Here is an 11,075-nt window from a genome sequence, read left to right on the forward strand (position 1 = left end):
GCACGATGTCGGGCCATCCATCGTTGTCGAGGTCCCCCGCCGCCGCGCCCCAGCCGAAGCGCCGCTCGTTGAGCGCGCCCCGGAAGGTGGCCTCGTCCTTGAACTCGGGGAGGAAGGGGTCCTTCCCCGGGGACGTCATCCACAGGAGGCTGCCCTCGGCCTGGAGCGAGTGGTGCACGTTGGACACGTAGACGTCCAACATCCCGTTGCGGTCGAAGTCCGCCACGGTGGAGTTCATCCCCTTGTAGGTGTCCTTGCCAATCTCCCCGAACAGCTTGCCCACGACGCGCTGGAAGTGTTTGCCCTGCGCGTTGAGGTAGACCTCGTCCGGGCCGAAGTCGTTGGCGATGTAGAGGTCCGTCCACCCGTCCTGGTTCAAGTCCACCGTGCTGACGGCGAGCGACCAGCGCGTCTCCTTCAGCCCCAGGGCGGCCGAGTCCAGCTTCTCGAAGGTGCCATCCCCCCGGGCGCGGTAGAGCACGTTGAGCCCACCGTTGTCGGCGTTGTGCCAGCCGTTGTGCATGAAGCGGAGCATGCGCCGGTCGCCGGGGTACTCGGGCGGCGGCAGCCGGAAGAAGTTGAACGGCGTGGGCGTGGCGTAGTCGGGCAGGTGCGTGGTGAGCGCGTTGGCCACGAAGAGGTCCAGGTGCCCGTCCCGGTCGAAGTCGAGCAGCGTCACCGCCATGCTCACCGAGTGGTCTCCCAGGCCCGTCCGGGTGGTGACGTCCTCGAAGGTGGCGCTCCCCGTCTCGCGCAGCAGGTTGCGCAGCAGCTTCGAGGGCCCGAAGGCCACGGCGATGGCCAGGTCCTGGTCCCCGTCGCCGTCGTAGTCCACGAAGGTGCCGCCAGCGGCCGCGCCCTCGGTGGTGAAGCTCGCGGCGATGTGTTCCAGCGCGGGCACCTTCACGCGCTCGAAGCGCAGGTCGCCCAGGTTGCGGTAGAGGGCCGCGCGGTACGCGTCCGCCTTGAGCGCGTTCGTGAGGAAGAGGTCCACCTTCCCGTCCCCGTCGAAGTCCCCGGCGGCCACCGCGTCCCCCACGCTCAGCACCCACTTGGAGACGTGCAGCACGCGCGGGTCCACCTTCATCAGCACGTCGTCCACCGTGGTGGTGGAGCCGAGCCCCGTGTGCGAGGCCTCCAGGCGCTCCATGTGGAAGGGCAGCGGGCGGTTGAGCGCCCCTGTCGGCGCGGCGAGCACATAGCCCGCGGCCATGGCGGCCCCGAGTCCCCCCACCGCCGCCAGCCGCTGGAGCGGCCCGGGCGAGAACAGCGCCGCGAGGTACGCGCGAGGCCCGCGCTGCCACACGGCGCGCCCGTGCAGGAAGAGGAAGCGCACCGTGGCGCAGGTGAGGGCCGCGTAGAAGAAGGTGAAGACGCTCTCCTTGAGGTGGAGCACCAGGTCCACCAGCGTGAGGGCGAGCGCGAGGAGCACCTGGGCACGCGGCGTCTTGGGAGACGTGCCCGGGTCGGTGATCATATAGAAGGTGAAGATGAAGAAGGCCGGCGCCCCGAGCGTGCCGAGGAAGAGCACCTCGGGCGGCAGGTGGTGGCGCAGGATGAAGGCGCGCAGGGCCGTCTGCAGGGCGTAGAAGCCGAGGAAGCTCAGCACCAGCCAGGTGCGCCCCACCCGGAAGAAGAAGAGCACCAGCGCGGCCATGACGATGAAGGCCGACAGCGCCACCTCGCCGTTGGCCCACTGGTAGGCCGGCGCGGCCGTTATCAGCTCGCGGGTGAGGAGCAGCGAGGTGGCCACGCCGAACATGGACGGGTTGAAGACGTGGCGGCCCTCGAAGGTGAGCACGTACTTGGAGCCGATGGCGAGCCACACCGGCAGTAGCAACAGCCAGCTCGAGTGCGAGTAGTTGAGCAGCAGCGCCAGCGAGCAGCACGAGATGTAGCCGCTCAGGGGCACCACCTTCTCGCGGCGCAGCAGCCAGCCCAGCCCCGCGTCGAGCACGCTGCCGCTCACGACGATGAGCGCCATCTGCGCCGGGCTGCGGTTGAAGCCGAAGAAGGAGAAGCCCAGCACCCCGTAGAGGGTGAGAATGGCGGCGAAGGGGATGCGTGGGTCGTTCCACCGGGGCCACACCCAGCCCCAGCGCTCGACACGGGGCGTCGTGTGCACCGCGGTCCCCACCGGCACCGGGTGTGTCCCTGCCTGCTCAGCTCTCATGGAATGCGCCTCCGAGCGCGCGTCGAGAGTGCCGCGCCCCCGCTCCCCTGTCCAGGGCGGGCGGGGCGCTTGCCTGCACCCCCAGGTGTCCCCGCGCCACCTGCCCCGCCTGCGCACCTGGTACCTGCTGCGCTATCCTGCTCTCTCCCCTCGCCCGCGCCGTCCCGAGATGCTCTCTCCGCTCACCCGTGTCCTCATCGTGGCCTTGATTGGCCTGTCCGCGCTGCTCGGCATCTACTTCTCGCGCAGGCAGAACGTGCAGAAGGCCCGCGGCGGCCGCATCTCGCCGCCCAAGGTGGCCTGGCTCTTCTACGCCGTCTTCCTCTGGTTCCTCCTCTGCCCCGTGGTGGCGATGGACCCGGCGCTGCACCCGGGCCTGCGCCTGGTGCTGGGCAGCTTCGGGGCCTGCATGTGGGTGCGCGGCATCGCCGAGCTCTACATGCTCTACGTCTCCTTCAACTGGAAGCCGCCCTACGGCATCGGCCACGACGTGCTGTGCATCCTCCTCATCCTCAGTGGGCTCTCGTGGCACCACGAGCTCTTCTCGGGCCCCCTCTCGCGCATGGACATGTGGGCCCTGTCGCTCATCGCCCTGGTGCTGGTGAGCCTCTTCATCGAGGTCATGTACGCCACGCTCTTCTTCCAGGCCGTGGAGGGACACACGACGGGTGAAGACGGCGTCTGGTTCGCCGATGAGGAGCAGGCCCGCTTCCAGCGCATCAACCGCATCACCTTCGCGTGCAACATCCCGCTCTACGCGGGCCTGGCGGGGCTGCTCGCGGTCGCGCTGGGATTCGCGGTATAGCCATCTCGCTCACCATGACGCTCCACAAGACGCTCGCTTCGGCCCTCACCCTCCTGCTCGCGCTGGCCCCCCTGAAGGACGCCTCCGCCGCCACCCCGACCTACGTCTTCGACGCGGTGGACAGCTACGACATCGCGGGCCACGACAACACGGTCTCCATCACCGGCCTCCTCCAGGGAGCGGCCACGCCCACCACCGTCACCCTCTCCTACGATGCCAGCCCCGTGGAATACTCGGGGACCAAGCGCACCTTCGAGCGCTGCGAGCGGATGATCCTCATGGCCATGGCCAAGCCCGGCCAGTACCGCCTCGAGCTGCGCTCCGAGGTGGACTACTTCGGCCTTGGGTACATCGGCTGCAAGCTCACCCGTCGCTAGTCCCTCCCCACACCCGAGACGAGGGGCGACAGGATGCGATGGATGTGGCTGGCGCTCGTGCTGGCGCTGGGCGGTGTGCAGTCCGGGTGTGGGGGCGAGGATCCGTACGCGGATTCGGACGGGGATGGCGTCCGCGACGGCGAGGACTGCGACAGCACCTCGTCGGCCCGGTGGAAGCGGGTGCAGGCGTACAGCGATGCCGATCGGGACGGCTTCGGCGACACCTCGCCGTCCTCGGTCTGCATCGGGAACGCGCTGCCCGAGAGCTTCTCCCATGAGACGGGCGACTGCGCGCCCCGGGATGCCACGCGCTGGCGCTTGGAGGACGGGCTCTACGAGGACACGGACCGGGACGGCGTGGCCTCGGGCCCGGCGAGGCTCGCGTGCGTGGGCAGCGACCTCACGGGCTACTCGCGGACCAAGGACGCGGACGACTGCGACGACTCAGACCCGGCTGTCTGGGCCCTGCGTGAGCTGTACCCGGACGAGGACCGGGACGGAGTCGCGGGCGGTACGCGGGGGCCGCGCTGCGTCGGCACCACGCTGCCCCCGGGCACTTCCGAGACGGCGCTGGACTGCGCGCCCCAGGAGGCCTCGCGCTACCAGCTGCTGAGCTACCGCTTCCGGGACGCGGATGGCGATGGCATCTCCGTCCCCGAGGCGAGCAGCGTGTGCGCGGGCAAGGCACTGCCCATGGGCTACCTCCTCGAGTCCCTCGCCCCCACGGACTGTGACGACACCCGGGCCGACCGGTGGCGCCTGCTCGACGTGTACCCGGACACCGACGCGGACGGCGTGGGCAGCGGGTCGGTGGAGCAGCGCTGCTCCAGCGACGGCCCCGAGCCCGGCTACGTCCAGACGCAGGGCGATTGCGCCCCGACGGACTCCTCGCGCTGGGTGCCGCGCGCCTACGCCTACCGCGACGCGGATGGGGATGGCGCGACGGTGGCCGAGTCGGGACAGGTGTGCAGCGGCGCCAGCCTCCCGAGGGGGTACCTCCCCTGGGGCGCCTCCCCCGATTGCGATGACACCAACGCCTCGGCGCGCGTCTCCTGGAGCGTCTTCGCGGACACGGACGGCGACGGGGTGGGCGCGGGCCCCACCGTGACGCTGTGCGCCGGCACCACCCGGCCGGCCGGCTACTCGGACAAGGGCACCGACTGCGACGACTCCCGGGCCGCCGTCCACCACGCCCTCCAGGCCTATGTGGATGAGGACTCGGACGGCGTGGGGGCCGGGAGCGCCTCCTCCTTCTGCACCGACGGCTCCGTGCCCGCGGGCTACTCCTCCCAGGGCACCGACTGCGCCCCCGGCGACGCCCTCACCTGGCAGCTCCTCGCCTACCAGCACGTGGACGCTGATCGCGACGGCTCCACCACGCCCGCCTCCGGCTCGGTGTGCACGGGCGCCCCCCTCCCCCCTCCCTACGCCGCCTCGGCCTCCGGCAACGACTGCGACGACGCGGACCCCGGGCTCCACCTCTGGCGCGTCCTCTACCCGGACCGGGACGGCGATGGGGTGGGCGCTCCTCCTCGCGCGGTGCTGTGCCTCGCCTCGGAGGCGCCTCCCCCCGGCTCCTCCGTCTACGGGTTCGATCCGAACGACAGCAACCCCGACGTGAAGGAGCTCGTGGAGGACCCGGAGCTCGACGCGATTCTCCTGGGCGGGTGAGACTTTCGCCGCCTCGGCCCGTTCACGTTGAAAAGAGGAAAAGCAGGGGCCTCGATTTCACACGCATGTTTCCCGCATCATAAATTTCTGCTAATACTGCCATCACGTAAATCGATGAACTCCGGTCCTACCCAGGCGTGACAGACGCCTGTGGCAGGGTGCCGGTGTGACGACGGTGGGGAGGCCTCGGCACCCCCGACCCGAGGCCCGCCGTCACAGACGTACCTCCCCCTTCACCCCCCACGAAGGATGGATGATGAAGGCATTGTCTACCGAGTTCCGCGCCACCCGCACGCTGATGCTGGGCCTGGCCCTGCTCGCCGCTCCGGTGGCGCATGCCAGCGGCGTCAAGGTGCTGGAGCCGCGACTGTCCACCGTGAAGCCCACCACTCCGGAGCTGGACTCGGAGACGCCAGTGCAGCGGCTGGTGGTGAAGTTCCACGAGGGCACGCGCGTGCGCCTGCGTGGCGGCATCATGCGCGCGCTCATCGGCGAGCGCGGCCAGTCCGAGCAGGCCCAGCTGGCGCGCCACGGCCTGTCCGACAAGAGGCTGCAGGCGGACCTCACCACCGCCCACAAGGTGCTGCAGCGCGTGCCTCGCCTGGGCCCGGTGGCGCGGCTCTTCCGCGAGGACGAGCTGACGCTGGCCGAGCGCAAGCGCACCGCCGAGGAGCGCAGCAGCAAGCAGATGGCGGACCTGGACCTCTACTTCGAGGTGCCGCTGCGGCCCGGCACCCTCGCCGGTGAGGTGAACGCGCTGGTGATGCAGCTCAACACGCTCGACAGCGTGGAGATCGCCTACGCCGAGCCCGTGTACGCGCCGACCCCGGTGGACCTGGGCGCGCGCGCTCAAGAGCTGGCGCCCCGCCATGACGGCCAGCAGGGCTACCTCGACAGCGCCCCCGGCGGCATCGACGCGCGCTACGCCTGGACGGTGCCGGGTGGCAGGGGCACGGGCGTGAAGCTCGTCGACGTGGAGGGGGCCTGGAACGACAGGCACGAGGACATGCCGTCCTTTTTCTATGCGGGTGGCGGCCAGTTCAACGACGCGGGCTGGCGCAACCACGGCACCGCGGCGCTGGGCGTGGTGGTGGGCAAGGCCAACGGCTACGGCATCACCGGCATCGCCCACGAGGCGCAGGCGGGCCATGAGGGTGTCGCCGACCAGAGCATGGCGAGCGCCATCACCCACGCGGCCCTCGCCGCGGGCCGTGGCGGCATCGTGCTGGTGGAGCTGCAGGCCCCGGGGCCGCGCAGCGCGAAGGACTGCACCTGCAACACCAGCCAGTGCAACTACGTCCCGCTGGAGTACTGGCGCGCCAACTTCGACGCCATCGCCCAGGCCACCGCCAACGGCGTCCACGTGGTCGAGGCCGCCGGCAACGGCAGCGTGGACCTGGATGACCCGGCGTACGGCGGCGCCTTCGACCGCTCGGGACGGGACTCGGGCGCCATCCTCGTGGGCGCCAGCGACGCCACCACCCGCGCGCCCCTGTGCTTCACCAATTACGGCAGCCGCGTGGACGTCCACGCCTGGGGCGAGAAGGTGGTGTCCACGGGCTACGGGGACCTCTCCAACTCTGGCGAGAACCAGTCGTACACCGCCACCTTCGGCGGCACCTCCAGCGCCGCCCCCATCGTGGCGGGCGCGGTGGCCAGCCTCCAGGGCGCGGCCAACGCCGCCGGCCAGGGCCCCGTCGAGCCGCGCCTCCTGCGCGACGTGCTGCGCGCCACCGGCACGCCCCAGGACACCAGCACCCGGCAGATCGGTCCTCAGCCCGACCTGCGCGGCGCCCTGCCACGGCTGCTCACGCGCTGAGCGGCCCCGGCTCCCTGGGGTGGAGTGAAGGCCCGGCGCCGCGACACGCGTGTGCCGGGCCTACGCGCAGAGCGCCTCTTCTTCACCGAAGAGGAGCCAGCGCCGCGCCGCCTGGTCGTCGTGGAAGCGGCGGAGGATCTTGTCCGTCCCGCTCTCCCGCGCCACCCGGTTGAGCTGGAGGGCCACGATCTGGCTCTCCACCAGCTCGGCCACCTGCTTCACTCCGGACTGGAGACCGAAGGCCTGCACCTCGCGGATCATCTCCGCCACCTCCGGCGAGGAGGGACGGAAGGTGCGCACGTCCGCCATCAGCTTGATCTCCTGTCCGGAGAGGCCGAGCGTGGCGGCCCGCAGCTCCTCCACGAACCGCGCCATCTCGTCCTTACGGATGAGCCCATCCAGAGCGAACTCGATGAGCGCGTGCTGCTTGTTGATGTCGAGCCTGTACACGACGTTCTCCTTCCGTGCGGGGGGGGGGGGGGGAGTGCACGGGGGAAAGGGATGTGTTCAGCGAGGTGGGGAGACTACCACCTGCGCCTCGTGAAAGAGGATGCCCCCAACCTACCACATCGGGTGCTCAGCTCCCCTCCAGTAGGGTGAGCAACAGTTCCAGCGCCCGGGTCGCCGCCGCGCGACGGATGGCCCCGCGGTCTCCCGGGAAGACGTGACGCTCGCAGAGGAGGGGGCCTCCCCGCCGCGTCACGGCGAGGTGGACGAGTCCCACCGGCTTGAGCGCCGAGCCACCCGATGGGCCGGCGATGCCCGTCTCTCCCAGGGCGAGGTCCGCGTGGGAGCGCGCCAGGGCCCCCTCCGCGAGCGCGCGCGCCACCGCCTCGCTGACGGCGCCATGGGCCACCATCAGCTCCACCGGCACGCCGAGCTGCTCCGTCTTGGCCTCGTTCGAGTAGGGGACGAAGCCGCGCTCCAGCACGGCCGAGGCCCCGGGGATGTCGGTGAGGCAGGCCGAGATGAGTCCGCCGGTGCTGGCCTCGGCCAGGGCCAGCCTCACCCCCGCGCGCCGGCACGCCTCCAACACGCGCCGCGCTCGCTCCTCCAGTCCGGGCTCCATTCCGTCTCTCAGCCCTCCACGGTGGCACGGATGACCGCGACCACCGTCTCCTCCCGGTAGCACAGGCCCACGTGGCCCGGCTCCGGGTGGACGACCATCGCGGGGTGGGGCGAGGACCAGGAGCCCTCGAGCCGCCTGGCCGTGGAGAAGCCCGCGCGCCGCAGCCGCTCCAGCCACGTCTCCTTGCGCTCGTGGCGCTCGAAGCGCCGCGAATCGTCCACCGCGCCGAGGATGTCCTCCAGCTCGCGGCCGAAGAAGCGCTTGATGGCGTTGCGCTCCTGCACGGGCAGTTGCAGCTCATCCACCAGCCCGAAGATGAAGAAGAGGTGGCGCCAGGCGTTGTGGAAGCGCTGGGCCAGGGAGTTGGTGAAGTGGTCCGAGTTCGGCTCGATCAGCACCACGGCCGTGGGCTCCAGCTCGCGGAAGCGCTCGAAGAGCACCTGCCGCTGGTCCAGGTCGCCGGCCATGTGGTGGAGGGCGAAGGCCGAGTGCACCACGCGAGGTCCCGGGCCGTCCCGGAGCCAGCGCCAGTCGTCCGCGCCGAGCGCCTCGATGACGCGCGGAATGCCCCGGAAGCGCAAGTCCAGGTCCAGTTCCCGGGCGGCCGCCGTGAGGTCCGTCTCCGCCCGGTGCAGGCTGTCCGTGTCGGGCTCCACGCCCACCACGGTGAGGCGCCGGAGCGCCACGCCGCGCTCCTTCAGCCGGCGCAGCAGTGCCACCTCCTGCCGCCCCGTCCCCAGGCCCACGTCGATGAGCGTGGCCTCCTCATGGCCCGCGAACAGGTCACACAGGCAGTCGTTCGCGATGGAGCCCGCCAGGGACGCCAGGGGCAGTCGCTGGGCCAGCAGGTTGAAGAGGGAGATCTGCGGCAGCTCGAAGCGCTTCAAGTAGAGGTTGAGCTGCTGCGCATCGCCGTCCCCTAGCCGCCGGGCGAGCGCCGCGGCGAACAGGACGTACTGCATGTCCTCCGCGACGGACTCGACGTCCAATCGCTTCGTCAACTCCGCCAGCGAGCGCCGGGCCTCGGAGGGCTGCCCCTCCACGACCTGCTCCAGCGCACGCGTGAGCAGCGAGAATTTCTCCGTGCGCACGTCTTTCTCCCTCCCCCCTTCCTGAACCATATTCCAGGATTCTTCCTGATTTCAGGAGCTTTCGTCTATCCCGGGTCTGATGAGACCTCGTATCTGGAATTGACCCGGGGAGGGGCGGGTGGATCACGGAGCGCGTGGAAACCACTACCGGCGGCGTTTTCCGCCCCCGCCAAAAGCGATGAGCAGGATGCCACCCACCACGCCCGCGCCACCGATGGCGAGGTCGCGCTGGGTGCGCTCGGAGTAGCGCCCGGTGAAGGTCTCCGTGGCGCGCTCCGTGAAGGAGCCGGTGGCACGGTAGGCACTCACCAGGAACACGGTGCCAGCGACGACGAGCATGAATCCCAGGATGCGGGCGATCCCCACGGCGTTTCCTCTCGGTGGTGTTGAACGGAGCCGGGCGTCCCGGCTCCGCGCGCAGGTTAGTGCGGAACGGGCCTACGGGAAGGACCTTCCACGCACATTAGAGTCCTCCCGCTTGAGACCTTCTTCATCCGTGCCCGCCAGGTGTCCGAGCGACCCCTACCCGATTCCGGGCAACGGCGCGCTTCACTGCGAGGCAACTCGCCGTTCCCTCCTGGCTCCCAAGGATTGTTCGCCGAGCGACTCTTGCGTAGTTTGGCCACTGTGATGACGGACGTCCCACTTGCCACCCTCGTGGACCTCGACGTCCCGCCGTTCCGCGCCGAACCGGTCCACCCGTTGGGCAGTAGCAGGTCGCGGCGTTCCAGCAGGAAAGAACCGCCATGCATTTGAAGCCGCTCCTTCTGCCACTCGCCATGCTCGTCATCGTGGCCTCATGCGGCCCCGACGACATCTCTCCTGGCAATTCGAGAGGCGTGTATTCACGCGTGCAATGGCTGGAGGAGGAGGAGAAGTGGTACGGCCATATCACCTACGAATACCACCAGTGGCACCGCTATAGCGAAGCCCGGACGGGCTGCATCTCGGGCCACGTCTCGAGCACGGGGGATGAACGACGGAGCGCCACCATTGGTATCTCAGGGGAAGAGGTCACCTACCTGGCGAGCATGAACGAGTCGTACAAGCGAGTCTCATACAGAAACGACTGCTTGCCTCCGGAGTGCAGTGAGACGGAAGTGACGACGAGAAACCTGTTGGGTAGCGGCACTACCGACGTGCTTTTTGGGGTGCATGTCGAGGATGGCGTCGGTAGCTTCAATGTGGAGCCGCAAGGCGAGATCGGTGCGCTGATCACTGGAGAAACCGAGTACAGCAACTGCCTCGGTAGCAGAACGAGTCACATCGAGGGGTCCCTGGACCTCGGGGTCATCGTCTCGGGTAAGGGCAACGTGGAGCCGGGCAGTAAGCCCGGGACTGTCGTTTTCCAGGGTGAGCGTGCCCAAAACGGCGTGTTTCTCGGGGCGGAGCATCCAGAGTGGACTGAAACCACCAAGTGGTATCTCACGAACAACCCAGAGGAGCTCATCGTCGAGGTCGAGGTGGTGGACTACGACGACTGGCGCCCCGAGGGCTCCCTTATCGCGGAAATCGCCGGCAATCACATCGAGGTAAAGGCCACGCTGCGCCGCGCCGATGGGGGACCCCCCAAGGAGTTGGCGCAAAGCTTCACCTTCGAACTGGCGGAGGTGTCCAACATCCCGGGCGTGGCGATGAACTACCCTCCCCCGCCATCCCCACAGAATGAACCGGATCTAAAGTTCGACCCTGGCACCAACCCCGACATGACGCTCAATGCTCCAACGTACTCCACGGCCAAGACACCAGAGGGAGAGCGCGACAGCGCCTCCGTGGCAGTCGGAGCGTACGACTGGGGGGCCCACGGCATCATTCTCGTCACGGCCCAGTTGAAGAGCGGTCGGCGAATCGTGGGATGGCTCAAGGGAACGACAGAAAACCGCATCCGGCTGCCAAAACGGGGGCGATCGTCCTTCATCGCCGATGTTTGGAAGCAGGATGAGGCGGTGGAGAGCCAACCGGATGACTTCGACGAAGAGGGCATTGCTGATCTAGAAGGCCACACCGGAGATGGGCTCACGCTCTTCGAGGAGTACCGCGGCTTCATCATCGATGGCCGGTGGGTGTCAG

10 protein-coding genes are annotated in these 11,075 nt (G+C 69.2%); 5 read left to right on the forward strand and 5 right to left on the reverse strand.

The genetic code is table 11. The features are described from left to right. On the reverse strand, positions 1 to 2,173 hold a 2,173-nt coding region (locus VF697_RS07260), incomplete at its 3' end, for an FG-GAP-like repeat-containing protein (RefSeq protein WP_331092767.1). An 85-nt stretch (positions 2,174 to 2,258) separates the two neighbouring features. Between VF697_RS07260 and VF697_RS07265 the strand changes: the two genes are divergently transcribed. From VF697_RS07265 to VF697_RS07280, 4 genes are all read left to right on the forward strand, one after another. Further along, positions 2,259 to 2,978 carry a hypothetical protein gene (locus tag VF697_RS07265; RefSeq protein WP_331092768.1) on the forward strand — a complete coding sequence of 240 codons (720 nt, stop codon included), beginning with the start codon at positions 2,259 to 2,261 and terminating at the stop codon, positions 2,976 to 2,978. A 14-nt stretch (positions 2,979 to 2,992) separates the two neighbouring features. Continuing rightward, positions 2,993 to 3,355, forward strand: a complete 363-nt coding sequence (locus VF697_RS07270; protein WP_331092769.1) for a hypothetical protein — start codon at positions 2,993 to 2,995, stop codon at positions 3,353 to 3,355. Between the two features lie 42 nt (positions 3,356 to 3,397). Further along, complete coding sequence (locus VF697_RS07275) at positions 3,398 to 5,026, forward strand: hypothetical protein (RefSeq protein WP_331092770.1); 1,629 nt, start codon at positions 3,398 to 3,400, stop codon at positions 5,024 to 5,026. Positions 5,027 to 5,279: 253 nt separating this feature from the next. Then, complete coding sequence (locus VF697_RS07280) at positions 5,280 to 6,845, forward strand: S8 family peptidase (RefSeq protein ID WP_331092771.1); 1,566 nt, start codon at positions 5,280 to 5,282, stop codon at positions 6,843 to 6,845. 60 nt (positions 6,846 to 6,905) lie between these two features. Here the strand turns inward: VF697_RS07280 and VF697_RS07285 are convergent, their stop codons facing one another. The 4 genes from VF697_RS07285 to VF697_RS07300 all read right to left on the reverse strand — a co-directional run bounded on the left by VF697_RS07285 (position 6,906) and on the right by VF697_RS07300 (position 9,371). Further along, the gene (locus VF697_RS07285; protein ID WP_331092772.1) at positions 6,906 to 7,295 is read right to left on the reverse strand and encodes an STAS/SEC14 domain-containing protein; all 390 of its coding nucleotides are present in this window, start codon (positions 7,293 to 7,295) and stop codon (positions 6,906 to 6,908) included. A 127-nt stretch (positions 7,296 to 7,422) separates the two neighbouring features. Further along, complete coding sequence (locus VF697_RS07290) at positions 7,423 to 7,914, reverse strand: CinA family protein (protein ID WP_331092773.1); 492 nt, start codon at positions 7,912 to 7,914, stop codon at positions 7,423 to 7,425. Between the two features lie 8 nt (positions 7,915 to 7,922). After that, positions 7,923 to 9,005, reverse strand: a complete 1,083-nt coding sequence (locus VF697_RS07295) for a GRAS family protein (protein WP_331092774.1) — start codon at positions 9,003 to 9,005, stop codon at positions 7,923 to 7,925. 144 nt (positions 9,006 to 9,149) lie between these two features. Beyond that, the gene (locus VF697_RS07300; RefSeq protein WP_331092775.1) at positions 9,150 to 9,371 is read right to left on the reverse strand and encodes a DUF3185 family protein; all 222 of its coding nucleotides are present in this window, start codon (positions 9,369 to 9,371) and stop codon (positions 9,150 to 9,152) included. 380 nt (positions 9,372 to 9,751) lie between these two features. Here VF697_RS07300 and VF697_RS07305 point away from each other — a divergent pair. Beyond that, positions 9,752 to 11,075 (forward strand): hypothetical protein (locus VF697_RS07305; protein ID WP_331092776.1); only part of this gene is annotated, 1,324 nt, incomplete at its 3' end.

This window comes from Archangium sp. (genome assembly GCF_036388035.1).
Taxonomy (GTDB): domain Bacteria; phylum Myxococcota; class Myxococcia; order Myxococcales; family Myxococcaceae; genus Archangium.

Bases quoted from the DNA above. Each gene is read 5' to 3' on its own strand.
- VF697_RS07275 (WP_331092770.1), top strand. From the start codon at position 3,398: ATGTGGCTGGCGCTCGTGCTGGCGCTGGGCGGTGTGCAGTCCGGGTGT.
- VF697_RS07280 (WP_331092771.1), top strand. From the start codon at position 5,280: ATGATGAAGGCATTGTCTACCGAGTTCCGCGCCACCCGCACGCTGATG.
- VF697_RS07290 (WP_331092773.1), bottom strand. From the start codon at position 7,914: ATGGAGCCCGGACTGGAGGAGCGAGCGCGGCGCGTGTTGGAGGCGTGC.
- VF697_RS07270 (WP_331092769.1), top strand. From the start codon at position 2,993: ATGACGCTCCACAAGACGCTCGCTTCGGCCCTCACCCTCCTGCTCGCG.